The following is a 23,889-nucleotide window of genomic DNA, read 5'->3' on the forward strand; positions in this document are numbered from 1 at the left end:
CGGTCAGTCGAGGTATTCGACGCTGACGACTTCGTACTCGCGGTGGCCGCCGGGCGCCTCGATGGCGATGGTGTCGCCTTCCATCTTGCCGATCAGCGCGCGCGCCACCGGCGAGGACACCGCGATCAGGCCCTGCTTGATGTCCGCTTCCAGGTCGCCGACGATCTGGTACTTCTTCTCCTCGTCGGTTTCCACGTCGGCCAGCACCACGGTGGCGCCGAACACGATCTTGCTGCCGGCGTTGAGCTTGGAGATGTCGATGACCTCGGCATGCGACAGCTCGCCCTCGAGCTGCTTGATGCGGCCTTCGACGAAGCCCTGCTGCTCGCGCGCGGCGTGGTACTCGGCGTTCTCCTTGAGATCGCCGTGCTCGCGTGCCTCGGCGATCGCGGTGATGATCTCCGGGCGCTTGACCGACTTCAGGTGTTCCAGTTCCTCGCGCAGGCGCTGTGCGCCCTTGGCGGTGATGGGGGCTCTCATGATTGCAGCTCCTTGTGCAGTTCCTGCAGCGCCCAGACCGGGCCGCTGCCGCGGAATTCGAGTGAATGCACCAGCGCGCGGGCGCCGGCGACCGTGGTCGAGTAGGTGACGCGCTGCTGCAGCGCCTCGCGCCGGATCGAGAACGAGTCGTTGATCGCGGCGCGGCCCTCGGTGGTGTTGACGATGTAGACGATCTCGCCGTTCTTGATCAGGTCGACGATGTGCGGGCGGCCCTCGACCACCTTGTTGACCACATCGCACGTCAGCCCGTGCTGCTGCAGCCAGGCCGCGGTACCGCGGGTGGCCACCAGGTCGTAGCCGCGCTCGACCAGCAGCTGCGCCACCGGCAGCACCCGCTTCTTGTCCGGATCACGCACCGACAGGAACACCTTGCCGACCGGCGGCGCCTTGATCCCGCCGGCTTCCTGCGCGCGCGCGAAGGCGGCGTTGAAGCAGCGGCCCACGCCCATCACCTCGCCGGTGGAGCGCATCTCCGGGCCGAGGATCGGGTCCACGCCCTGGAACTTGGCGAACGGGAAGATCGCCTCCTTCACCGAGTAGTAGTCAGGCACGACTTCCTTGGTGGCGCCCTGCTCGGCCAGCGTGCTGCCGGCCATGCAGCGCGCGGCGATCTTGGCCAGCGCCACGCCGGTGGCCTTGGACACGAACGGTACCGTGCGCGAGGCGCGCGGGTTCACTTCCAGCAGGTAGACGGTGTCGTTGCCGTCGTCGTCGGTCTGGATCGCGAACTGGGTGTTCATCAGACCGACCACGTGCAGCGCCTTGGCCAGCTCGACCACCTGCCGGCGCAACTCGTCCTGGGTGGCCGCCGACAGCGAGTACGGCGGCAGCGAGCACGAGGAATCGCCCGAGTGCACGCCGGCCTCCTCGATGTGCTCCATCACGCCGCCGATCAGGGTGTTGCCGTCCTTGTCGGCGATCAGGTCCACGTCCACCTCGACCGCGTTGTCGAGGAAGCGGTCCAGCAGCACCGGCGAGTCGTTGGATACCTTGACCGCGTCGCGCACGTAACGCGCCAGGTCGGCCTCGCCGTAGACGATCTCCATCGCGCGACCGCCGAGCACGTAGCTCGGGCGCACCACCAGCGGGTAGCCGATCTCGCGCGCCAGCACCAGCGCCTCGTCGGCGTTGCGGGCGATGCGGTTCGGCGGCTGCTTCAGGCCCAGCGCGTCCACCAGCTGCTGGAAACGCTCGCGGTCCTCGGCCAGGTCGATCGAGTCCGGCGAGGTGCCGATCACCGGCACGCCGTTGGCCTCCAGCGCACGGGCGAGCTTGAGCGGGGTCTGCCCGCCGTACTGCACGATCACACCCTTGGGCTGCTCCAGCTCGACGATCTCCAGCACGTCCTCGAGCGTGAGCGGCTCGAAGTACAGGCGGTCGGAGGTGTCGTAGTCGGTGGACACGGTCTCCGGGTTGCAGTTGACCATGATGGTCTCGTAGCCGTCCTCGCGCAGGGCGAGCGCAGCGTGCACGCAGCAGTAGTCGAACTCGATGCCCTGGCCGATGCGGTTGGGGCCGCCGCCGAGGATCATGATCTTGTCGCGGCCGGTCGGCGCGGCCTCGCACTCGTCCTCGTAGGTCGAGTACAGGTAGGCGGTGCCGGTGGCGAACTCGGCCGCGCACGAATCCACCCGCTTGTACACCGGGCGCACCTTGTGGGCGCGGCGCAGCGCGCGCACCGCGGCCTCGTTGGTGCCGGCCAGCTGCGCCAGCCGGGCATCGGAGAAGCCGGCGCGCTTGAGCCGGCGCAGGCGTGCGGCGTCGAGCGAATCGATGCCGTCGGCGGCCAGCTGCTGCTCGGCCTGGATGATCTCCTCGATCTGGTCGAGGAACCACGGGTCGATGAACGACAGCGCGTGGATGTCCTCCACGCTCAGCCCGGCGCGGAACGCATCGCCCACGTAGAACAGCCGCTCGGGACCGGGCGCCTTGAGCTCGCGCTTGAGCGTGGCCAGGTCGTCGGCGCTGGACAGGTCCAGCCCGGTCGGGTCGAAGCCGACCTTGCCGGTCTCCAGCCCGCGCAGCGCCTTGTGCATGGATTCCTGGAAGGTGCGGCCCATCGCCATCACCTCGCCCACCGACTTCATCTGCGTGGTCAGGCGGGCGTCGGCCTGCGGGAACTTCTCGAACGCGAAGCGCGGGATCTTGGTGACCACGTAGTCGATCGCCGGCTCGAACGAGGCCGGGGTCTTGCCGCCGGTGATCTCGTTGCGCAGCTCGTCCAGGGTGTAGCCCACCGCCAGCTTGGCGGCGACCTTGGCGATCGGGAAGCCGGTGGCCTTGGAGGCCAGAGCCGAGGAACGCGACACGCGCGGGTTCATCTCGATCACCACCACGCGGCCGTTGGCCGGGTTGATGCCGAACTGCACGTTGGAACCGCCGGTATCCACGCCGATCTTGCGCAGCACCGCGATCGAGGCGTCGCGCAGGCGCTGGTATTCTTTGTCGGTCAGGGTCTGCGCCGGGGCCACGGTGATCGAGTCGCCGGTATGCACGCCCATCGGGTCCAGGTTCTCGATCGAACAGACGATGATGCAGTTGTCCGCGGTGTCGCGGACCACCTCCATCTCGAACTCCTTCCAGCCCAGCACCGACTCCTCGACCAGTACCTCGTGCACCGGCGACAGCTCAAGGCCGCGCTTGATGATCTCCTCGAACTCCTCGCGGTTGTAGGCGATGCCGCCGCCGGAGCCGCCGAGGGTGAAGGAAGGACGGATGATGGTCGGGTAGCCGACCTCGGCCTGGATCGCCACGGCCTCGTCGAAGCTGCGCGCCACCTGCGCCTTCGGGCATTCCAGCCCGATCTCGCCCATCGCCACGCGGAACAGCTCGCGGTCCTCGGCCATGCGGATGGCCTCGCGCTTGGCGCCGATCAGCTCGACGCCGTGCTTTTCCAGCACGCCGTTGTCGGCCAGGTCCAGCGCGCAGTTCAGCGCGGTCTGCCCGCCCATGGTCGGCAACAGCGCGTCGGGCTTCTCCTTGGCGATGATCTTCTCGACCGTCTGCCAGTTGATCGGCTCGATGTACACCGCGTCGGCCATGTTCGGGTCGGTCATGATCGTGGCCGGGTTGGAGTTCACCAGCACCACGCGGTAGCCCTCCTCGCGCAGCGCCTTGCAGGCCTGGGCGCCGGAGTAGTCGAACTCGCAGGCCTGGCCGATGACGATCGGGCCGGCGCCGATGATCAGGACGGTCTTGATGTCAGTGCGCTTTGGCATCTCAGTTGTTCTCCATCAGCGCGACGAAACGGTCGAACAGCGGTGCGACATCGTGCGGTCCAGGCGAGGCTTCCGGGTGGCCCTGGAAGCTGAAGGCGGGGGCGTCGGTCAGTTCGATGCCCTGGTTGGTGCCGTCGAACAGCGAGCGGTGGGTGACCCGCACGTTGCCCGGCAGCGTCGATTCGTCCACGGCGAAACCGTGGTTCTGCGAGGTGATCATCACCCGGCCGCTGTCCAGGTCCTGCACCGGGTGGTTGGCGCCATGGTGGCCGTTGACCATCTTGGTGGTGGCGGCGCCGGCGGCCAGCGCCAGCAGCTGGTGGCCCAGGCAGATGCCGAAGGTGGGGAGCTTGCGGGCGATGAATTCCCTGATCGCGGCAATGGCGTAGTCGCACGGCTCCGGGTCGCCCGGGCCGTTGGACAGGAACACGCCGTCCGGGTTCATCGCCAGCACCTCGGCGGCCGGGGTCTGCGCCGGCACCACGGTGATGTCGCAGCCGCGCTCGGCCAGCATGCGCAGGATGTTGAGCTTGACCCCGTAGTCATACGCAACCACCCGGTACTTCGGCGCGGCCTGCACGAACCTGCCGGTATCGAGGTCCAGCTCGCCCTCGTGCCACGGGTAGGCGCGATCGGTGCTGACCACCTTGGCCAGGTCCATGCCCTTCAGGCCGGGGAACTTGCGCGCCGCCTCCAGCGCCTTGTCGACATCGACCTCGCCGGCCATCAGCGCACCGTTCTGGGCGCCGCGCTCGCGCAGCAGGCGCGTCAGCTTGCGGGTGTCGATGCCGGCGATGGCGACCACGCCGCGCGCCAGCAGCCAGTCCGGCAGCGACACCTGGCTGCGCCAGTTGCTCGGCCGGCGCGGCACGTCGCGCACGATCAGGCCGGCCGACCACACCTTGCGGGCCTCGTCGTCCTGCTCGGTGCAGCCGGTGTTGCCGATGTGCGGATAGGTCAGCGTGACCATCTGCCGGGCATAGGACGGATCGGTCACGATCTCCTGGTAGCCGGTCATGGCGGTGTTGAACACCACTTCGCCGACGGACAGGCCGCTGGCGCCTACGGATTCACCCTCGAACACGGTGCCGTCTTCGAGGACAAGGATTGCGGGTTGGGTCACGAAAGGTTCGCCTTGGGGGATGGATTGGAACCCTGTCCCAGCAAGCTTGCGGCTGCAAGAAACCGCGGACGCGGCGCTTCTCCGGTCCGTGGCGATGGGTAACAGGCGAGCGGGAATTGTACCGACGAGGGGCGGGACGCGCCAGCCTCCGGGCGACCCGCATTCAGTCGCCCGATCCGCCCGGCCCGCTCAGCCGATCAGGTCGCGCACCCGGTAGTGGCCCGGCGCCTTGCCGCGCAGCCGCTTGGCCGAATGCAGGGCGCCGCGGGCGAAGATGTCGCGGTTGGTCGCACGGTGCACCAGCTCGATGCGCTCGCCGATGCCGGTGAACTGCACCAGGTGCTCGCCGACGATGTCGCCGGCGCGCAGGCTGGCGTAGCGCGGCTGCGCGCCGCTGCCGGTGGCGGCCTCGCCCAGCGTCAGCGCCGTGCCCGAGGGCGCGTCCTTCTTGTGGATGTGGTGGGATTCGACGATGTCGCAGTCCCAGCCCGGCAAGGTGCCGGCCGCGCGCTCCACCAGGTCGGTGAGCACCGCCACGCCGAGGCTGAAGTTGGAGGCCCACACCAGCGCAATGCGCGCCGCGGCGGCATCCAGCGCCGCGCGCTGGCCGTCGCCGAGCCCGGTGGTGCCGGAGACCAGCGGCACCGCCCGCTCCACGCACAGCGCCAGCAGCGGATCGAAGCCCTCGGGCAGGCTGAAGTCGATCGCCACGTCGAACGCCGGCACCCCGGCCAGTTCGCTGGAGGCGAAGTACGGCACCTCGTCGAGCACGCGCTGCGCCGGCGAGCGCCGCACCACCGCCGCGACCACGGTGGTCGCCTCGTCCTCCGCGGCCAGCCGCAGCAACGCCCGGCCCATGCGGCCGGAAGCACCATGGATCAGCAGCTTGAGGGGAGAGGTGTTCATGCGCGGCAGCCCAGCGATCTACGGAACGGGCCGACAAGGTACCCGATCCGCCGCGAAAGCGGGGTGTGCGGGCAGTGCCCGGTTCCGGCCCCACCGAATGCCGATCCCGCCCGCGATCGCGTGCAGGAGCGACGTAGGAGCGGCGTAGGAGCGACTTCAGTCGCGATGGGGCTTTACCGGTGAGGCCCCATGGCGACTGAAGTCGCTCCTACAGGGTGCTCCTGCACGGTCGCCCCGGGGTTCCGCGACCCGCTGTCAGTGCTTGCGCCCTTCCCCCGGGCCGCAGCTGTCGCAGCCGCCACAGCCGCCGCCGGATTGCGGCGGCGGTGCCAGCCGGCGGCCCAGCGCCTGCAGCCAGGGCGCCCGGCCGGGCCGCAGCAGCGGCAGCGCCAGCGCCGTGCGCACGCGCCGGGTGGTGCCGGGAAACTGCTTCTTCAGCACCACCCAGGCACTGGCCAGCACCAACATCGCGATCAGCACGTACTGCAGTGTCAGCGACATGGCTCACCCCGCTCCCAGCAGCACGGCGACCTGGTAGGTCGCCAGCGAGGCCAGGTAGGCCATCGCGAACAGGTAGAACGCGGCGTAGCCCATCTGCTTCCAGGAATTGGTCTCGCGCTTGATCGTCGCCAGCGTCGATACGCACATCGGCGCGTAGATGTACCAGACCAGCAGCGACAGCGCGGTCGCCAGGCTCCAGTCCTGCGCGATCAGCGGCGACAGCGCCTGCGCGGCGGCATCGTCGTCGGCCGCCGACAGCGCGTATACCGTGGCCAGCGAGGACACCGCCACCTCGCGCGCGGCCATGCCCGGGATCAGCGCGATGCAGATCTGCCAGTTGAAGCCCAGCGGCGCGAAGAACACCGCCATCGCGTGGCCGATGCGGCCGGCGAAGCTGTAGTCGATCGCCGGCAGGGTCGCGTTCTCCGGCGCGCCGGGGAACGACAGCAGGAACCACAGCAGGATGGTCAGCGCCAGGATGATGCCGCCGACGCGCTTGAGGAAGATCATGCCGCGCTCCCACAGCCCCAGCGCCAGGTCGCGCGGATGCGGCAGGCGGTAGGACGGCAGTTCCAGCATCAGCGGGTGCTCGCCCTTGTCGCGGCGCCAGCGCTTCATCGTCCACGACACCAGCAGCGCGCTGGCGATCGCCGCCACGTACAGGCCGAACAGCACCAGGCCCTGCTGGTTGAAGATGCCGCCGACGGTGCGCTGCGGCACGAACGCGCCGATCAGCAGCGCGTACACCGGCAGCCGCGCCGAGCAGGTCATCAGCGGCGCCACCAGGATCGTCGCCAGGCGGTCGCGCGGGTCCTGGATGCTGCGGGTGGACATGATCCCCGGCACCGCGCAGGCGAAGCTGGACAGCAGCGGGATGAACGAGCGCCCGGACAGGCCGGCCGAGGCCATCATGCGATCGAGCAGGAACGCGGCGCGCGGCAGATAGCCGGACTCCTCCAGCGCCAGGATGAAGGCGAACAGGATCAGGATCTGCGGCAGGAAGATGATCACGCCGCCGACGCCGGCGATGATGCCGTCCACCAGCAGGCTGTTGAGCGGACCTTCCGGCAGCGCCCCGCCGACCCACTCGCCCAGCATCGAGGTGCCGGCGTCGATCATGTCCATCAGCGGCGTGGCCCAGGCGTAGACCGCCTGGAAGATCAGGAACATCACCACCGCCAGCGCCAGCAACCCGAACAGCGGGTGCAGCAGCCAGCGGTCCAGGGTGTCGTCCAGCCGCGAGGTGCGACTCGGCATGACCACCGCCGCATCGAGGATCGCGTTCACCTGCGCATGCAGTGCGCCGGCCGCGGCCGGCTCCGGCGCAGGTTCGCCCGCCGGCGCCGGGCCGGCCAGGCCCGGTCCGCGTGCGTCGAGGTACTCGACCAGGTCGGCCGCGCCGTTGCGGCGGACCGCCACGGTCTCCACCACCGGCACGCCCAGCTCGCGCTCCAGCGCGGCGCGGTCGATGCGGATGCCGCGCCGCTGCGCGGCATCGACCATGTTCAGCACCACCACCATCGGCCGGCCCAGCCCGCGCAGCTCCAGCGCGAAGCGCAGGTGCAGGCGCAGGTTGGTGGCATCGACCACGCACACCAGTACGTCGGGCGCCGATTCGCCCGGGTAGAAACCGCGGCACAGGTCGCGGGTGATGGCCTCGTCAAGGCTGGCCGGCTGCAGGCTGTAGGCGCCCGGCAGGTCCAGCACCACGAACTCGCGCCCGGACGGGGCGCGGAACCGGCCCTCCTTGCGCTCCACGGTCACGCCGCTGTAGTTGGCCACCTTCTGGCGGCTGCCGGTGAGCTGGTTGAACAGCGCGGTCTTGCCGCAGTTGGGATTGCCGACCAGCGCCAGGCGCAGGGGAGCGCCGCTCATGCCGCCGCCCCCGCCGCTTCGCGGATGCGGATGCGGGCGGCCTCGCTGCGCCGCAGCGCGAAGCGGGTGAAGCCCACCTGCACCAGCAGCGGTTCGCGCCCGACCGGCCCGAATGCCAGCACCTGCACCTGTTCGCCGTCGACGAAACCCAGCTCGCGCAGGCGGCGGGCGATGACATCGTTGGGCTGGAGATCCTGAACGGACTCGACGGTGGCGATACGGCGCAGAGGCAATTCGGACAACGTCACGGACGACTCTATCCATCAAGAATGGTTATCAATTCTAGCATCGCGGCAATGCGTCATGGCGGCGCACGCCGGGCCGGCTAGAATCGAGCGATTCACGTTGGGGGAGTGCCGATGAGCGACCCGCTGCTGCTGGAACGCGATGGCCCGGTGCTGACGCTGCGGCTGAACCGGCCCGTCCTGCACAACGCCCTCGACCCGACGCTGATCGAGGCGCTGACCCGGGCGCTGCTCGATGCCGGCGGCGACGACGGCATCCGCGCGGTGGTACTGGCGGGCGCCGGCGCCTCGTTCTGTGCCGGCGCGGACCTGCAGCGGATGCGGGCCATGGCCGATGCCGGCGAGCACGAGAACCTGGCCGACGCACTGGCGCTGGCGCGGCTGATGCGCACCCTGGACGAACTGCCCCGCCCCACCATCGCCCGCGTCCACGGCGCGGCCTTCGGCGGCGGCGTCGGGCTGGTGGCGTGCTGCGACATCGCCATCGCCTCGCCGCAGGCGCGCTTCGGCCTCAGCGAGAGCCGGCTGGGGCTGCTGCCGGCGGTGATCTCGCCCTACGTGGTGGCGGCGATCGGCGCGCGCCAGGCGCGGCGCTGGTTCGCCACCGCCGAGCCCTTCGATGCCGGCACCGCGCTGCAGATCGGCCTGGTGCACCAGGAAGTGCCGGCCAGCCAGCTGGACCTGGCCGTCGCGCGGCAGGTGGAACTGCTGCTCGCGGTCGCACCGCAGGCAGCCGCCATGGCCAAGGCGCTGGTCCGCAAGACCGCCGCAGGCGGCGATGGCCACGCGCAGGACCGCGACAACGCCGCGCTGATCGCCCACCTGCGCGCCTCCGCCGAGGGCCGCGAAGGCCTGTCGGCCTTCCTCGACAAACGCCCGCCCGCATGGGCGGCCAGGGAGTGAGATCAATGCTCGACCATGTCGGATTCCAATGTACGCATTTCGGCCACAGCCTGGCGTTCTTCAAGGCCGCACTGGCGCCGCTGGGGATCGAGGTGGTGATGGAGGTCGGCGCCGGGCAGACCGGCAGCGGCGACCACGCCGGCTTCGGCAACGACGGCAAGCCGTACTTCTGGATCGGTTCCGGCCAGGACGGCGGGCGCGGCGGCCGTACCCACGTCGCCTTCGCCGCGGACTCGCGCGCCCAGGTCGATGCCTTCCACCGCGCCGCCCTGGCCGCCGGCGGCCGCGACAACGGCGCGCCGGGACCGAGGCCGCACTACTCACGCCGGCTACTACGCCGCCTTCGTGCTCGATCCGGACGGCAACAACATCGAGGCGGTCTGCCATCGGCCGGCCTGAAGCGGAGGCGATGGCCCTGCCCGCATGCCACTCGCGCAGGGGTGGCGACCGGCCCCGAAGCATGGCGGCGCTCCGCGCGCCATCCCTGCCCCCTTGCGAGGACATGACCACGTGCGGGAACGACAAGGGAGAACGCCGCCATGGCTGACTCGGTGAGGCTGGTCGAGGTGGCGCCGCGCGATGGCCTGCAGAACGAGACGCGGCAGGTCGCCACCGCGGACAAGATCGCGCTGGTCGACCGGCTATCGCGTACCGGCCTGCGCAGCATCGAGGCCACCAGCTTCGTCAGTCCGCGCTGGGTGCCGCAGCTGGCCGACGCCGCCGCGGTGATGGCCGGCATCGAGCGCGCGCCCGGCATCGCCTACCCGGTGCTCGTGCCCAACGAGCAGGGCTACCGGCGCGCACGCGCCGCCGGGGCCACCGAGGTCGCGGTGTTCACCGCCGCCTCGGAGGCGTTCAACCGCGCCAACATCCATGCCGGCATCGACGAGTCGATCGAGCGCTTCCGGCCGGTGCTGGCGCTGGCGGCCGCCGACGGCGTGCGCGTGCGCGGCTACGTCTCCACCGTGCTCGGCTGCCCGTACCAGGGCGAGGTGCCGATCGCCGACGTGGTCCGCGTCGCCGGCCGGCTGCACGCGCTGGGCTGCTACGAGGTGTCGCTGGGCGACACCATCGGCGTGGGCACGCCCGGCAAGGCCCGCGCGATGCTGCGGGCGGTGGCGCAGGAAGTGCCGGTGCAGGCGCTGGCGGTGCATTTCCACGATACCTACGGCCAGGCGCTGGCCAACATCCTCGCCTGCCTGGAAGCAGGCGTGCGGGTGGTGGATGCCGCCGTCGCCGGCACCGGCGGCTGCCCGTACGCGAAGGGCGCCAGCGGCAACGTCGCCAGCGAGGACGTGGTGTACATGCTGCACGGCATGGGCATGGATACCGGCATCGACCTCGGCGCGCTCGCCGCCACCGGCCGCTGGCTGGCCGCGCTGCTCGGCCGCGACACCGGCAGCCGCGCCGGCAAGGCGCTGGGCCCGGCGTGACGCCACCGCAGGTCGGCCCCGTCCGGCCGGCGCCCCATGACCGTGGATGCTTGCGCGCGTCGGCAGCGCGTGAGCCGGCCCGCGACGCGCCATGCCGCGCTTCGCCAGCGCGGCCCGCCGCCGGCCCGGCGCAGTCGATCGGTTAGAATCGCGCCCTTTACCGGGAGGTGGGCAATGGAGCTTTCGCATACCCGCGCGGTGGTGACCGGCGGCGTTTCCGGCCTGGGCCTGGCGGTGGCGCGGCACCTGGTCGCACACGGCGGCAAGGTCGCCCTGTTCGACGTCAACGACGACAAGGGCGCGGCCGCCATCGCCGAGCTCGGCCGCGACAACGCCCTCTACCTGCGTACCGACGTCACCGACGAAGAAGGCGTGGCCGCCAGCATCGCCGCGGCGCACGAATTCCTCGGCGGGCTCGACGCGGCGATCAACTGCGCCGGCATCCTCGGTGCCGGCCGCGTGCTCGGCAAGCAGGGCCCGATGCCGCTGGCCACCTTCCGCGGCACCGTGCTGGTCAACCTGGTCGGCAGCTTCAACGTGGCCAAGGCCGCGGCCGAACGGATGCAGCACAACGCGCCGGGCGAGGACGGCGAGCGCGGGGTGATCGTCAACACCGCCTCGGTGGCCGCCTACGAGGGCCAGATCGGCCAGGCCGCGTACTCGGCATCCAAGGGCGGCGTGGTCGGCATGACCCTGCCGATGGCGCGCGAGCTGGCGCGCTTCGGCATCCGCGTGATGACCATCGCCCCGGGCGTGTTCTGGACGCCGATGGTCGATGGCATGACCGAGGCCGTGCAGCAATCGCTCGGCGCCTCGATCCCGTTCCCCTCGCGGCTGGGCCGGCCGGAGGAATTCGCCGACACCGTCGCCTTCATCCTGCGCAACCGCTACCTCAACGGCGAGACCATCCGGCTGGACGGCGCGGTGCGGCTGGAGCCCAAGTAGCCGGGATTGGGGAGTCGGGATTGGGGATTCGCAACAGCGAGGCCCGTCCCGCTCCCTGCCCCGCCTTTCACCAATCCCCAATCCCGAATCCCTATGAAAGCCAGCGACATCAAGAAGGGCAACGTCGTCGAGTACAACAACGGCGTCTACCAGATCCGCGACATCGAGCGCAGCTCGCCGCAGGGCCGCGGCGGCAACGTCCGCTTCCGCTTCATCATGTACAGCGTGCCGGGCGGCAACAAGCTCGATGCCAGCTTCGACGCCGACGACAACCTGCCCGAGGTCGAGCTGCTGCGGCGCCAGGCCACGTTCTCCTACAAGGACGGCGAGGCGTTCGTGTTCATGGACGACGAGGACTACACCCCGTACACGCTCGATGCCGACGTGGTCGGCGACGATGCCGGCTACATCACCGATGGCCTGTCGGGCCTCTACGTGCAGGTGATCGACGACCAGCCGGTGGCGGTGCAGCTGCCGCAGAGCGTGGCGCTGGAAGTGGTCGAGACCCCGCCGGAGCTGAAGGGCGGCACCGCCACCAAGCGCCCCAAGCCGGCCAAGCTCAGCACCGGCATCGAGATCATGGTGCCCGAGTACATCGGCACCGGCGAGCGCGTGCTGGTCAACACCGTCACCGGCGAATTCGCCGGCCGCGCCGACTGAGGCGCGTCCCGCCGGAAGGCCTGTAGTAACACCGTAGGAGCGACTTCAGTCGCGATGGGGCATTTGTCGGTAATGCCCCAACGCGACTGAAGTCGCTCCTACGGTCGCCCCTGCGGGTCGCTCGGGTCGCGTGGCAGTTCCAGTCCACCGGATTCGGTGTGCAGCCGGCGCAGGCGCTGGCCGATCGCCTCCAGGTTGCCGTCGATGCCGGCCAGCGTCGCGCGCTCCGTCCCGGGCAGCAGTTCCTCCGCCTGCCCACGCAGCGAACGCCAGCCATCGCGGACCTGCTGCGCGCGCATCGCGGTCTCCCGCGAAGCCAGTTCGGCCGGCTGCGGCAGGCCATAGCCGGCAGCCTGCAGCAGCGCCGCCGGCTGCGCCAGCATTCCTTCCTGCTGCAGCAACGCGCGGAATTCCGCCGCCACCGCATCCGTATCGCCACCGGCACGCAGCAGGCGCCGCTTGAGCGTCTCGCGCATGCGCGCCTGCTGCTTCTGCCAGGCCGCCTGCTCCAGCAGCAGCATGGCCGCGGCGGCGCGCAGGTCGGCGCGCTCGATCCATTGCCCGCGCCGCGCCGGCGGCGAGGCCAGCCATTGCTCGGCATCGCCCTGCCGCACCGGCAACGCGGCGCGGACCACCTCGAACATCGCCTGGTAGTCGTCGCTGGCCGAGTCGAAGCGGTAGCCCAGCCGCCGCGCCTGCGCGGCATCGTCGAGCACCGAGGCATCGGCGACGCCGGCGCGCTGCAGCCGCCGCGCCAGGACGTTGGGGCGGATGCTGGCCAGCGGCAGCGCCGCCAGCCGCGGCGAGGCGTCGTGCAGCAGCCGCCAGGTCTCCAGCGCGCAGTTGTTGCCGAGGAAGTAGTAGCGGCCGTCGTAGCTCCAGTGCAGCTGCGCCGCGCGCCGGGCGATGGCGGCGATCTCGCCGCGGTCCAGCCGCAGCGGCAGCGAGCGCAGCCCGCGCAGCTCGACCCGGGTGTACTCGTCCACCACCTGCTGCAGCGGCAGCACGTACAGCCGCGACGGGTAGTCCCCGGTCAGGCCGCGCCAGCTGGAGACCTGCACGTCGTCGACGAAGGCGCGGAACGAGATCACCCGGTGCTCGCTCAGGTCCAGCCGGCAGTCCGGCCCGCGCGGGCGGCCCGGCGCGCAGATCACCAGCCGCAGCATGCTGTGGCCCCAGCGGCTCATCGGCCGGCGGTTGGGCTCGGCCAGCAGGTAGTCCACCGCGTAGATGCGCTCGGGATCGAGCTGCAGCAGCGCCTCGCCGTCGCGGCTGCCGGCCTGGACGAACGGCAGCGTGGCCGGGCATCCGCCGCTCTGTCCGGGCATGCCGAAATGAGCGGCGAAGTAGCCATGCAGTTGCGGCCGCCGGCAACGGTACTGCGGGTCGAGCACGAAGTACTCGAGGTTGACCGCGACGAACTCGGCCGAGCTGTGCCGCTCGTAGTCGTCGGGGCTGCGGTCGCTCAGGGTGTTGGCGCCGGCCCGGTGCCAGCGCCCGCGCAGCCATCCGGCCTGGTCGAGCAGGCGCGGATCGCGCGACAGCCCGCCCCGCGGCGAGCGGTCGTGGAAGTGCGCCAGCTCGTGGACGACGGCCGCCAGCGGCACGCGGCCGTCGCCGCCGGGACTGCGATCGCCGGCGCTCCAGCGCTGCAGCAGGTCGCGGTCGAGCACGATGCCGCGGCTCAGTGCCCGCGCCTGCACCTGCTCGCGCAGGTCGTCGCGCCACTGCACGTCGAGCCGCTGCGGCAGCGACTGCCGCCAGTACGGCGGCAGCAGGTCGAGCGAAGCCTGCAGCAGTTCGCGGGTGGCCTGCACCTGCTGCGGCGATAGGCCGTGCGGGTCGATGCGGAACTCGGTGGCATCGGCCCCGCCCAGCGCGAAAAGCCCGGCCAGCAGTCCGGCGGGCAGCCACCGCGCACGCGGCGACCGGGGAGCGTGCATCAGCGCGCGAGGATGGCCTGCGCCAGTTCCAGGTCGCTGGCGTCGCGGGCGGCGACATCGCGCTCGCGCAGCAGCCGCAGCGCCGCCTCCAGCTGGGCACCGCGCAGGCGGCCGTCGCTGGCGACGAAGCCGGCCGCATCGCTGCGCGCGGCCATCACCACCTTGTCGTCGCCGGAAGTGCTGTCCGAGGACGCCGAGCTGCCGGCCGAACTGGCCCCGGCCGAGGTACCCGCGAAGCTGGAGGCGAACACGGACACGGGAGCCGATACGGCCAGCAGGAAACACAACAGCAGCGGATGCTTTTTCACTTCATGGACTCCGGACGGGAAACTTGACCAAGGCTAGCGGGGGATTGTTAGCGATTCATTGCTCACGGATCCAGCAGCTTGCCGGGGTTCAGCAGGCCCTTGGGATCGAACACCCGCTTGATGCCCTGCATCAGCGCGATCTCGGCCGCGCTGCGGGTGCACGACAGGTACGGCTTCTTGACCAGGCCGATGCCGTGCTCGGCGGAGATGCTGCCGCGGTACTTCTCCAGCACCTGCGCCAGCAGCTTGGTGACGTGCTCGCACTGGTGCACGAACTCGTCCTGCGCCATGTCCTGCGGCTTGAGTACGTTGATGTGCAGGTTGCCGTCGCCGATGTGGCCGAACCAGACCACGTCGAAATGCGGGTAGGCCTGCCCCAGCAGCGCCTCGGTCTCCTGCAGGAACGCCGGCATCGCCGAGATGCGCACCGAGATGTCGTTCTTGTACGGCACGTAGCGCGCCACCGACTCGGTGATGCCCTCGCGCAGGCGCCACAGCTGCGCGGCCTGCGCATCGCTGTGGCTGATCACCCCGTCGCTGACCCAGCCCTGCTCCATGCAGTGCTCGAACGCGGCCAGCGCCGCCGTCTCGCCGGCCGCGTCATTGGCGAACTCGGTGACCACGTAGTAGGGATGGACCGTGTCGAACGGCTGTTGCGCGCCGTGCGCCAGCACATGGGCGATGGCGCGGTCGGTGAGGAACTCGAACGCCTCCAGCCGCAGCCGCGAGCGGAACGCGGCGAACACCTGCATCAGCACTTCGAACGAGGGCAGCGCCAGCAGCATCACGTTGCTCGGCGGCGGCGGGTCGGCGAGCTTGAGCGTGGCCTCCACGACGATGCCCAGGGTGCCTTCGGAGCCGATCATCAGCTGGCGCAGGTCGTAGCCGCTGGAGTTCTTGACCAGGGCATTGTTGAGTTCCAGCAGTTCGCCGGCGCCGGTGACCACCTTGAGCCCGGCGATCCAGTCGCGGGTGGTGCCGTAGCGGATCACGCGGATGCCGCCGGCATTGGTGGCAATGTTGCCGCCGATCGAGCACGAGCCGCGCGCGGCGAAATCCACCGGGTAGATCAGCCCGTGCTCCAGCGCGGCGTCGTGCACGGCCTCCAGCGCCATCCCGGCCTGCACCGTCAACGTGCGGTCCACGGCATCGAATGCCAGCGCCTTGTTCATCCGCTCCAGGCTCAGCACCAGCTCGCCGTTGGCGGCCACCGCGCCGCCGGACAGCCCGGTACGGCCGCCGGAGGGCACGATCGCCACGTCGTTGGCGTTGGCCCAGCGCACCGCGGCCTGCACTTCCTCGACGCTGGCCGGCAGCGCGATCGCCAGCGGCGCCGGGGTCCAGCGCCGGGTCCAGTCGCGGCCGTAGTGCTCCAGGTCGGCCGGATCGGATTTCAGCCGCAAGGACGGCACGGCGGCGGACAGGGCTTGCAGGCGCGGATCGGTCATGGGGCGTGGCCGGGGAAGCAGTCGGGGTGCGGGGCGCCAGCGTGCCAGCGATGCCCGATGGCGTCCAGCCGATGGATTCATCTGCAACCGCAGTCGCCACGCCGCCGCCCAGGCGCGATACTTGCAGACCTTCCGCGCCGGCATGCCTGGCGCGTGCAGCCGGCATCCGCGCCCCGGGGATGGTGGCCGCAGCCGATTCTCCCATCGCTACCGACTCCACATGACCACCAAGAAGACCTCGTTCCCGAAGCAGGACATCCGTGTGCTGCTGCTGGAGGGCGTCAGCCCGTCCGCCGTCGAAACCTTCCGCGCCGCCGGCTACTCGCAGATCGAGCTGCACGCCAAGTCGCTGCCCGAGGACGAACTGATCGCCCGCATCGCCGACGCGCACATCGTCGGCATCCGCTCGCGCACGCAGCTTTCGGCCGAGGTGCTGGCGCACGCCAAGCGCCTGATAGCGGTGGGCTGCTTCTGCATCGGCACCAACCAGGTCGACCTGGATGCGGCCGAGCAGGCCGGCATCCCGGTGTTCAACGCGCCCTACTCCAACACCCGCAGCGTGGCCGAGCTGGTCGTCGCCGAGGCCGTGATGCTGGTGCGCGGCATCCCGCAGAAGAGCGCGCAGTGCCACCGCGGCGGCTGGTCCAAGTCGGCCGAGGGCAGCCACGAGGTGCGCGGCAAGACCCTGGGCATCATCGGCTACGGCCACATCGGCACCCAGGTCGGGGTGCTGGCCGAGTCGCTGGGCATGCAGGTCATCTACCACGACATCGAGACCAAGCTGGCGCTGGGCAATGCCGCGCCGGCCCCCGGCCTGGACGAGCTGCTGGCGCGCTCGGACGTGATCACCCTGCACGTGCCGGAAACCCCGGCCACAAGGAACATGATCGGCGCCGCCGAGCTGGCCCGGGCCAAGCCGGGCGCGCACCTGATCAACGCCTCGCGCGGCAGCGTGATCGACATCGACGCGCTGGACGCGGCGCTGACGTCCGGGCACATCGGCGGCGCGGCGATCGACGTGTTCCCGGTCGAGCCCAAGGGCAACGGCGACGTCTTCGTCTCCCCGCTCACCGCCCACGACAACGTGATCCTGACCCCGCACATCGGCGGCTCCACGCTGGAGGCGCAGGAGAACATCGGCGTGGAGGTGGCGGCCAAGCTGGTGCGCTACAGCGACAACGGCAGCACCCTGTCGGCGGTCAACTTCCCCGAGGTCACCCTGCCCGAGCACGAGGGCAGCCGCCGCATCCTGCACATCCACCGCAACGTGCCCGGCGTGCTCTCGCGCATCAACGAGATCTTTTCGCAGCAGCAGGTCAACATCAACGGCCAGTTCCTGCGCACCGACCCCAAGCTGGGCTACGTGGTGATCGACGTGACCGCCTCGGAGGAACAGGTGGCCGAGCTGCGCGCGGCCATGGCCACGGTGCCCGGCACGCTGCGGACCCGCGTGCTGTACTGACCCACGCCCCGTAGGAGCGGCTTCAGCCGCGATGCCTTCCGGCCCCGGTCGCGAAACGCCAGGAGCATCGCGGCTGAAGCCGCTCCTACAGGTTGCCGGCATTGTTGGCGGCATTGCCGCGCTTACCTATGCCGGCGCCCGCCGCCTCAACCGCCGCGCATCAACAGGTCGACGTCGCCGCCGGCGGCGGTGGTGTTGACGCTGACGCTGTACTCGCTGCAGAAGCGCGGCAGGTAGTTCGGGCCGCCGGCCTTGGGACCGGTGCCGGACAGGCCCTCGCCTCCGAACGGCTGCACCCCGACCACCGCGCCGACCATGTTGCGGTTGACGTAGACGTTGCCGACCTCGGCGCGCTCGGCGATCGCCTGCGCACGGGTGTCGATGCGGGTCTGCACGCCCAGGGTCAGGCCGTAGCCGAGCGCGTTGATCCGCTCGACCAGTGCCTCGACGCTGCCGGACCAGCGCAGCACCTGCAGCACCGGTCCGAAGATCTCCTCGCGCACCTGCTCCAGGCTGTCGATCTCGAAGGCCACCGGGGCGATGGCGTCGGCATGGGCGCCGGCCGGCAACGGCGCACGCGCGACCAGCCGTGCACGCCGTTCCAGCTCGCCGACCTGCCGGCGCAGCGTCGCCGCGGCGTCGGCGTCGATCACCGGGCCCAGGTCGCTGCTCAGCTGCGCCGGATCGCCCACCTGCAGCAGGCCGATGGCGCCGGCCAGCATCTCCAGCACGCCGTCGGCGATGTCCTCCTGCACGCACAGCACGCGCAGCGCCGAACAGCGCTGGCCGGCGCTGCGGAAGCTGCTCTGCACCACCGCGTCGACCACCTGCTCGGGCAGCGCGGTGGAGTCGACGATCATCGCGTTCAGCCCGCCGGTCTCGGCGATCAGCGGCACGATCGGGCCGTCCTTGGCCGCCAGCGCGCGGGCGATGCCCTTGGCCACCGCGGTCGAGCCGGTGAAGGCCACGCCGGCGATGCGCGGATGCGCCACCAGCGCCGCGCCCACGCTCTCGCCGTCGCCGTAGACGCCGGCCAGCACGTCCTGCGGCACCCCGCACTCGTGCAGCAGCGCGATCATCGCCGCGGCCACGCCCGGGGTCTGCTCGGCCGGCTTGGCCGCCACCGCATTGCCGGTGACCAGCGCCGCCACCACCTGCCCGGTGAAGATCGCCAGCGGGAAGTTCCACGGCGAGATGCAGGCCCACACGCCGCGCCCGCCCAGCGCATAGGTGTTGCGCTCGCCGGTGACGCCCGGCAGCAGCTGCGGCGCCATCAGCGTGCGCGCCTGCTGCGCGTAGTAACGGCAGAAGTCGGCGGCCTCGCGCACCTCGGACACGGCGTCGCCCCAGGTGCGGCGGCCTTCGCGCACGATCCGCGCGCACCACTGCGCCAGGTCGCGTTCCAGCGCGTCGGCGGCCTTCTCCAGCGCCGCGGCGCGGACCTGGACCGGCTCGGCGTTCCAGCGCTTCCGTCCCGCCGCTAGCGTCTGCACGATGCCGTCGATGGCCGATCCGGCAGTGACGGCCGGCACCGGCAGCTGCACCTGTTCATAGGCGCCCAGCAGCGCATCGGCCATGGCCTCGCAGGCCGGGTCGGTGCCGGCGGTGTTGCGGCGGCCGCCAAGGATGTCCAGCGGCAGCGTCACCGCGCTCTCCGGCTCACACCAAAGCGGCGAGAGCACCAGCTCGCGCGGCGGGATGGCCTCGTCGGCCAGCTGGTGCACGAACGAGGAATTGGCGCCGTTCTCCAGCAGGCGGCGCACCAGGTAGGCCAGCAGGTCCTTGTGCGGGCCGACCGGCGCATACACGCGCAGGCCCACGTCCGGGTACTGCGCATGCGCCTGCGCGTGCACCGCCTCGCCCATGCCGTGCAGGCGCTGCAGCTCGAACGGCACCCCGGCCTGGCGCGCCATCGCCAGCACCGCGGCGATGGTGCCGGCGTTGTGGCCGGCGAACTGCGGATAGATCGCGTCGGGCACCGCCAGCATCGCCTTGGCGCAGGCCAGGTACGAGGCGTCGGTGTGGTGCTTGTGGGTGAACACCGGGAACGCCGGCAGGCCCAGTTCCTGCGCGCGCTTGATCTCGTAGTCCCAGTAGGCGCCCTTGACCAGCCTCACCATGAAGCGCATGCCCAGCGCGCGGGCGATGCGCACGATCTCCTCGACCGTCTGCAGGTTGCGGGTCTGGTAGGCCTGGATCGCCAGGCCGAAGCCCTGCCAGCGCGGATGGCTGGCGGCCAGCTGCCGCGCCACCGCCTCGAACACGTCCAGCGAGATCTCCAGCCGCTCGCTCTCCTCCGCGTCGATGGTCAGGTTGAGATCGGCCGTGGCCGCGGCCTGCGCCAGTTCCAGTACCCGCGGCACCAGCACCTCCATCACGTGTTCGCGCTGGGCGGCCTCGTAGCGCGCATCGATGGCCGAGAGCTTGATCGAGATGCCGTCCACCTCCTCCACCGGCGCGCCGGGACCGCGCGCGGCGGCCAGGGTGGCGATGGCGTGGTGGTACTTGCGCATGTACGCCAGCGCGTCGGCCTCGGTACGCGCGCCCTCACCCAGCATGTCGTAGGAAAAGCGCAGGCCGGCGCGGCCCTTGCGCTGCTTGCGGGCATCGTCCAGCGCCTCCTCCAGGGTCTCGCCCATGACGAACTGGCGGCCCATCAGCTGCACCGCGCGAACGGTCGCGGCGACCACCGCCTTGGCGCCCATGCGGGCGAAGAAGCCGCTCTTCTGGCCATCCTCGCCGAGCATCTTCTTGGACAGGCCGATGGCCTGGGTGGACAGCGTGGCCAGCCACGACTGCGAGGCCCCGGAGAAGTCGGCGCGGCCAAGCTGGTCGGCGGTGAGCGTCATCGCGGTCTCGGCGTCGGGCACGCGTAGCAGCGCCTCGGCCAGCCGCATCAGCGCCAGGCCCTCGGCGGTGGACAGCGGGAACTCGCGCAGCAGGCTCTCCATCGCCCACGACGACGGCTTGGCGCCGCGCACGCGCTCGATCCAGCCGACCGCATCGCCGCTGGCGGCATCCCAGTCCAGGCCCTGCAGGCGCTGCAGCAACGATTCGAGCACCTCGGCTTCCGGCCGGTACGGACTGGGCAACCGCATATCTGACCACCTATGTTGACGATGACTGGAGATCCCGCATCTTGATCTGTATCAAGCGGGATTTTCCTCCATTGAAAGCCCTATCATTGGTGGATGAATCTCCCGCCGCCCGAGCTTGATCGCACCGACCGAAGAATCCTCGCCCTGCTGCAGAAGGACGGGCGCATCACCAATGTCAGGCTGGCCGAACTGGTGCATCTCTCGCCCACCGCCACCCTGGAGCGGGTGCGGCGGCTGACCAGCGAGGGCTACATCCTCGGCTACCGCGCGCGGCTGGACCCGCACAAGCTCGGTGCCTCGATGCTGGTGTTCGTGGAGATCCTGCTGGACCGCACCACGCCCAACATCTTCGAGCAGTTCAAGGCCGCGGTGAAGGACCAGCCGGAGGTGATGGAATGCCACCTGGTAGCCGGCGGCTTCGACTACCTGCTCAAGCTGCGCGTGGCCGACATGGAGGACTACCGGCGCGTGGCCGGGCGCGTGCTGTGGCAGCTGCCGGGCGTGCGCGAGACGCGCACCTACGCGGTGATGGAGGAGATCAAGAACAGCGCCGACATCCATCTCGGGGTGTGAGCGGCGCCCGGCCCAGCGCTCGCGCCTTGCTCGCGCCTTGCCCGTAGGAGCGACTTCAGTCGCGATGGGGCTGTACCGAGAAAGCCCCATCGCGACTGAAGTCGCTCCTACGGTTTGCCGGGCTTTCCCTGCGTCTGGGCCAATCGGGGCTCAGTGCGATTCCAGCGCGAAGCCGGCGCCGCGCGCCAGCGCGTCGAATCCCGGGAACGAGGTGGCGACGTTGGCCACGTCGTCGATGCGCACCGGTGCGGTGGCCAGCTGGCCGGCCACCGCGAACGCCATGGCGATGCGGTGGTCGCCGTGGCTGTCGATGCTGCCGCCGCCGAGCGGGCCGCCGTGGATGACCGCGCCATCCGGCGCCTCGTCCACCTGCACGCCGAGCGTGCGCAGGCCGCTGGCCATGGCCGCCAGGCGGTCGGATTCCTTCACCCGTAGCTCGGCGGCGCCGCGCACCACGGTCTGGCCCTGGGCGGCGGCGGCGGCCACGAACAGCGCCGGGAACTCGTCGATCATGTCCGGCACCACTTCCTCGGGGATGCGCGCGCCGCGCAGCGGCGAATGGCGCACCGTCAGGTCGGCGACCGGCTCGCCGCCCTGCTCGCTGTGGTTGGACTCGGTGATGTCCGCGCCCATCAGCCGCAATGCGGCCAGCAGGCCGGTGCGGCGCGGGTTGAGGCCGATCTTGCTCAGCTTCAGTTCCGACCCCGGGACCACGCAGGCGGCCACGATCATGAACGCCGCCGAGGAGAAGTCGGCCGGCACCTCGATGTCGGCCGGGCGCAGCCGCTGCCCGCCGCGCAGGCGCGCGTAGCCAGGGTAGAACTCCACGCTCACGCCGAAGGCCGAGAGCATGCGCTCGGTGTAGTCGCGGGTGGGGTGCGGCTCGCTCACCGAGGTCTGGCCGCTGGCGTACAGCCCGGCCAGCAGCACCGCCGACTTGACCTGCGCGCTGGCCACCGGCGAGGCGTAGTCGATGCCGTGCAGCGCCTGGCCGCCGTGGATGCGCAGCGGCGGGGTGCCGTTGTCGGCGGTATCGATGCGCGCGCCCATCTGCGCCAGCGGCTCGGTGACCCGGCGCATCGGCCGCCGCGTCAGCGAGGCATCGCCGACCAGCACCGTGTCGAACGCCTGCGCCGCCAGGATGCCGGCCATCAGTCGCATGCCGGTGCCGGCGTTGCCGCAGTCCAGCGCGCCGGACGCCGGCCTGAGCCCGTCCAGGCCGACGCCGTGGACGATGCGCCGCGACGGGCTCGGGGTCTCGATGCGCACGCCGAGCTGGGACAGGATTGCCGCGGTGGCGCGGGTGTCCTCGCCCTCGAGGAAACCGCTGATGCGGGAGACGCCGTCGGCCAGCGCGGCGAACATCACCGACCGGTGCGAGACCGACTTGTCCCCGGGAATGTCCAGGTTGCCGTGCAGCGCCCTGCCCTTGCTTGCGATCCAGTACTGCGTGCTTGTCATTGCGTTCTCTTGCGGGTGTCGCGCTCCCGGCGGGAGGGTGCTGCCTCGGGGGCGAACGCCCCCTCCGTCCTTCGCGCACCTCCCCCGCAGGCGGGGAAGGATGGGGTCACGGGATGGCGACGGGATAGGAGCCCAGCACCTTGATCTGCGCCGAATGCGCCTCCAGCTCGGCCAGCGCCCGCTTCATCTCCTCGTCCTCGACGTGGCCGGACAGGTCGATGAAGAAGGCGTACTCCCACTTGGCCTGGTGCGAGGGCCGCGACTCGATGCGGTTCATGCTGATGCCATGGCGCGCGAACGGGCTGAGCACGTCGAACAGCGCGCCGGGCTTGTCGTGGATGAACACCAGCACCGAGGTGCGGTCGTGGCCGGACGGCGGGAAGATGTTGCGGCCCACCACCAGGAAGCGGGTGGTGTTGTCCTTGTCGTCCTGGATCGGGCTCATGATGACCTTCTTCAGGCCATAGGCATGGACCGCGCTCTCGCCGCCGATCGCCGCCGCGTCGTCGGCATTGCGGGCGCGGCGGGCGCCCTCGGCATTGCTCGACACCGGGATCTTCTCGACCTTGGGCAGGTTGCCGCGCAGCCAGCCAGCGGTCTGCATGAACGACTGCGGGTGGGCGTAGATGCGCTCGATGTCGTCGATGCGGCCGCTGCGCGACATCAGGTACTGCTGCACCTGCAGCTCCACTTCGCCGCAGATCTTCAGGTTGGAGGTCAGGAACATGTCCAGGGTGATCTGGATGGTGCCCTGGCCGGAGTTCTCCACCGGCACCACGCCGAAGTCGGCGTTGCCGCTCTCGACCTCCTGGAACACCTCCTCGATCGTGGCCATCGGCACGCCCAGCGCCGAGCGGCCGAAGTGCTTGAGCACCGCCTGCTGGCTGAAGGTGCCCTCCGGGCCGAGGTAGCCGATCTTCAGCGGCTCCTGCTGCGCCAGGCAGGCGGACATGATCTCGCGGTACACGTGCACCAGCACTTCGTCGCTGAGCGGGCCCTCGTTGCGGTCCACCACCATGCGCAGCACCTGCGCCTCGCGCTCGGGACGGTAGTAATCCACCGCCGCGGCCAGCTTGCCCTTGGCCTTGCCGACCTGGTGGGCGAAGCGCGCACGCTCGGCGATCAGCGCCTGGATGGTGCGGTCGATCTCGTCGATCTTGGCGCGCACGTCGGACAGCTGCGGCGCCGGCGCGGCGGCCTTGCGCTTGGCTTTGCCGGCACTGGGCGGCGCTTTGGGTTTACCCGGCTTTGCGGCCATGTGTCATCTGTTCCTTGCTGTGTTTCTG

General features: G+C 70.6%; 19 protein-coding genes and 1 pseudogene. 7 read left to right on the plus strand and 13 right to left on the minus strand.

Annotated features, from left to right (window positions below; translation table 11 throughout):
* Positions 1–3 precede the first annotated feature (3 nt).
* The 7 genes from greA to LRX76_RS01620 form a co-directional block, all read right to left on the minus strand.
* Positions 4–480: a transcription elongation factor GreA gene (gene greA, locus LRX76_RS01590; RefSeq protein WP_231801106.1), complete on the minus strand. Its 477-nt coding sequence runs from the start codon at positions 478–480 to the stop codon at positions 4–6.
* The gene (gene carB / locus LRX76_RS01595) at positions 477–3,719 is read right to left on the minus strand and encodes a carbamoyl-phosphate synthase large subunit (protein ID WP_231801112.1); all 3,243 of its coding nucleotides are present in this window, start codon (positions 3,717–3,719) and stop codon (positions 477–479) included. Before carB ends, greA begins: the two co-directional genes overlap by 4 nt.
* Position 3,720: 1 nt before the next feature.
* Positions 3,721–4,842 (minus strand): glutamine-hydrolyzing carbamoyl-phosphate synthase small subunit, encoded by a 1,122-nt coding sequence (gene carA / locus LRX76_RS01600; RefSeq protein ID WP_231801114.1) that lies wholly within the window; start codon positions 4,840–4,842, stop codon positions 3,721–3,723.
* A gap of 189 nt (positions 4,843–5,031) precedes the next feature.
* Positions 5,032–5,748, minus strand: a complete 717-nt coding sequence (gene dapB, locus LRX76_RS01605) for a 4-hydroxy-tetrahydrodipicolinate reductase (protein WP_231801128.1) — start codon at positions 5,746–5,748, stop codon at positions 5,032–5,034.
* Positions 5,749–6,003: 255 nt separating this feature from the next.
* Positions 6,004–6,249, minus strand: coding sequence for a DUF6587 family protein (locus LRX76_RS01610; RefSeq protein WP_231801130.1), 246 nt, complete (start codon positions 6,247–6,249; stop codon positions 6,004–6,006).
* Between the two features lie 3 nt (positions 6,250–6,252).
* The gene (locus LRX76_RS01615) at positions 6,253–8,124 is read right to left on the minus strand and encodes a ferrous iron transporter B (RefSeq protein WP_231801131.1); all 1,872 of its coding nucleotides are present in this window, start codon (positions 8,122–8,124) and stop codon (positions 6,253–6,255) included.
* On the minus strand, positions 8,121–8,372 hold the full coding sequence (locus LRX76_RS01620) for a FeoA family protein (RefSeq protein ID WP_231801133.1): 252 nt from the start codon (positions 8,370–8,372) through the stop codon (positions 8,121–8,123). The genes LRX76_RS01615 and LRX76_RS01620 overlap by 4 nt, the downstream gene beginning before the upstream one ends.
* 111 nt (positions 8,373–8,483) lie before the next feature.
* On the opposite strand from LRX76_RS01620, the gene LRX76_RS01625 reads away from it, so the two are divergent.
* The 5 genes and pseudogenes from LRX76_RS01625 (at position 8,484) to yeiP (ending at position 12,310) form a co-directional block, all read left to right on the plus strand.
* Positions 8,484–9,272: an enoyl-CoA hydratase-related protein gene (locus tag LRX76_RS01625; protein WP_231801135.1), complete on the plus strand. Its 789-nt coding sequence runs from the start codon at positions 8,484–8,486 to the stop codon at positions 9,270–9,272.
* 5 nt (positions 9,273–9,277) lie between these two features.
* Positions 9,278–9,671, plus strand: a pseudogene (locus LRX76_RS01630) (VOC family protein).
* Positions 9,672–9,811: 140 nt separating this feature from the next.
* Positions 9,812–10,705 carry a hydroxymethylglutaryl-CoA lyase gene (locus tag LRX76_RS01635; RefSeq protein WP_231801137.1) on the plus strand — a complete coding sequence of 298 codons (894 nt, stop codon included), beginning with the start codon at positions 9,812–9,814 and terminating at the stop codon, positions 10,703–10,705.
* A gap of 174 nt (positions 10,706–10,879) precedes the next feature.
* A complete protein-coding gene (locus LRX76_RS01640; protein WP_231801145.1) occupies positions 10,880–11,650 on the plus strand; it encodes an SDR family NAD(P)-dependent oxidoreductase in 771 nt (256 codons plus the stop codon).
* A 93-nt stretch (positions 11,651–11,743) separates the two neighbouring features.
* On the plus strand, positions 11,744–12,310 hold the full coding sequence (gene yeiP / locus LRX76_RS01645) for an elongation factor P-like protein YeiP (RefSeq protein ID WP_231801150.1): 567 nt from the start codon (positions 11,744–11,746) through the stop codon (positions 12,308–12,310).
* A 98-nt stretch (positions 12,311–12,408) separates the two neighbouring features.
* Here the strand turns inward: yeiP and LRX76_RS01650 are convergent, their stop codons facing one another.
* From LRX76_RS01650 to LRX76_RS01660, 3 genes are all read right to left on the minus strand, one after another.
* Positions 12,409–14,253: a DUF4105 domain-containing protein gene (locus tag LRX76_RS01650; protein WP_231801152.1), complete on the minus strand. Its 1,845-nt coding sequence runs from the start codon at positions 14,251–14,253 to the stop codon at positions 12,409–12,411.
* On the minus strand, positions 14,253–14,546 hold the full coding sequence (locus LRX76_RS01655; RefSeq protein ID WP_231801774.1) for a DUF2388 domain-containing protein: 294 nt from the start codon (positions 14,544–14,546) through the stop codon (positions 14,253–14,255). The genes LRX76_RS01650 and LRX76_RS01655 overlap by 1 nt, the downstream gene beginning before the upstream one ends.
* Before the next feature lie 77 nt (positions 14,547–14,623).
* Positions 14,624–16,009: an FAD-binding oxidoreductase gene (locus LRX76_RS01660; RefSeq protein ID WP_231801154.1), complete on the minus strand. Its 1,386-nt coding sequence runs from the start codon at positions 16,007–16,009 to the stop codon at positions 14,624–14,626.
* Between the two features lie 220 nt (positions 16,010–16,229).
* Between LRX76_RS01660 and serA the strand changes: the two genes are divergently transcribed.
* Positions 16,230–17,471: a phosphoglycerate dehydrogenase gene (gene serA, locus LRX76_RS01665; protein ID WP_231801156.1), complete on the plus strand. Its 1,242-nt coding sequence runs from the start codon at positions 16,230–16,232 to the stop codon at positions 17,469–17,471.
* A gap of 146 nt (positions 17,472–17,617) precedes the next feature.
* On the opposite strand, the gene LRX76_RS01670 is transcribed toward serA, so the two are convergent.
* Positions 17,618–20,569 (minus strand): L-glutamate gamma-semialdehyde dehydrogenase, encoded by a 2,952-nt coding sequence (locus tag LRX76_RS01670; RefSeq protein ID WP_231801158.1) that lies wholly within the window; start codon positions 20,567–20,569, stop codon positions 17,618–17,620.
* A gap of 93 nt (positions 20,570–20,662) precedes the next feature.
* Between LRX76_RS01670 and LRX76_RS01675 the strand changes: the two genes are divergently transcribed.
* Positions 20,663–21,142, plus strand: coding sequence for an Lrp/AsnC ligand binding domain-containing protein (locus tag LRX76_RS01675; protein WP_231801170.1), 480 nt, complete (start codon positions 20,663–20,665; stop codon positions 21,140–21,142).
* Positions 21,143–21,292: 150 nt separating this feature from the next.
* Here the strand turns inward: LRX76_RS01675 and aroA are convergent, their stop codons facing one another.
* Positions 21,293–22,603 (minus strand): 3-phosphoshikimate 1-carboxyvinyltransferase, encoded by a 1,311-nt coding sequence (aroA, locus tag LRX76_RS01680; protein WP_231801172.1) that lies wholly within the window; start codon positions 22,601–22,603, stop codon positions 21,293–21,295.
* Between the two features lie 106 nt (positions 22,604–22,709).
* Entirely contained in the window at positions 22,710–23,861 is a 1,152-nt protein-coding gene (gene pheA, locus LRX76_RS01685; RefSeq protein WP_231801174.1) for a prephenate dehydratase, read from the minus strand.
* Positions 23,862–23,889: the final 28 nt, after the last annotated feature.

This window comes from Stenotrophomonas sp. MMGLT7, from assembly GCF_021168555.1.
Lineage (GTDB): Bacteria > Pseudomonadota > Gammaproteobacteria > Xanthomonadales > Xanthomonadaceae > MMGLT7.

Coding starts and splice junctions, on each gene's coding strand:
- LRX76_RS01675 (WP_231801170.1), top strand. CDS start 20,663: ATGAATCTCCCGCCGCCCGAGCTTGATCGCACCGACCGAAGAATCCTC.
- dapB (WP_231801128.1), bottom strand. CDS start 5,748: ATGAACACCTCTCCCCTCAAGCTGCTGATCCATGGTGCTTCCGGCCGC.
- serA (WP_231801156.1), top strand. CDS start 16,230: ATGACCACCAAGAAGACCTCGTTCCCGAAGCAGGACATCCGTGTGCTG.
- pheA (WP_231801174.1), bottom strand. CDS start 23,861: ATGGCCGCAAAGCCGGGTAAACCCAAAGCGCCGCCCAGTGCCGGCAAA.
- LRX76_RS01615 (WP_231801131.1), bottom strand. CDS start 8,124: ATGAGCGGCGCTCCCCTGCGCCTGGCGCTGGTCGGCAATCCCAACTGC.
- carB (WP_231801112.1), bottom strand. CDS start 3,719: ATGCCAAAGCGCACTGACATCAAGACCGTCCTGATCATCGGCGCCGGC.
- LRX76_RS01660 (WP_231801154.1), bottom strand. CDS start 16,009: ATGACCGATCCGCGCCTGCAAGCCCTGTCCGCCGCCGTGCCGTCCTTG.
- LRX76_RS01625 (WP_231801135.1), top strand. CDS start 8,484: ATGAGCGACCCGCTGCTGCTGGAACGCGATGGCCCGGTGCTGACGCTG.
- yeiP (WP_231801150.1), top strand. CDS start 11,744: ATGAAAGCCAGCGACATCAAGAAGGGCAACGTCGTCGAGTACAACAAC.
- LRX76_RS01610 (WP_231801130.1), bottom strand. CDS start 6,249: ATGTCGCTGACACTGCAGTACGTGCTGATCGCGATGTTGGTGCTGGCC.
- LRX76_RS01640 (WP_231801145.1), top strand. CDS start 10,880: ATGGAGCTTTCGCATACCCGCGCGGTGGTGACCGGCGGCGTTTCCGGC.
- LRX76_RS01650 (WP_231801152.1), bottom strand. CDS start 14,253: ATGCACGCTCCCCGGTCGCCGCGTGCGCGGTGGCTGCCCGCCGGACTG.
- greA (WP_231801106.1), bottom strand. CDS start 480: ATGAGAGCCCCCATCACCGCCAAGGGCGCACAGCGCCTGCGCGAGGAA.
- LRX76_RS01670 (WP_231801158.1), bottom strand. CDS start 20,569: ATGCGGTTGCCCAGTCCGTACCGGCCGGAAGCCGAGGTGCTCGAATCG.
- LRX76_RS01635 (WP_231801137.1), top strand. CDS start 9,812: ATGGCTGACTCGGTGAGGCTGGTCGAGGTGGCGCCGCGCGATGGCCTG.
- aroA (WP_231801172.1), bottom strand. CDS start 22,603: ATGACAAGCACGCAGTACTGGATCGCAAGCAAGGGCAGGGCGCTGCAC.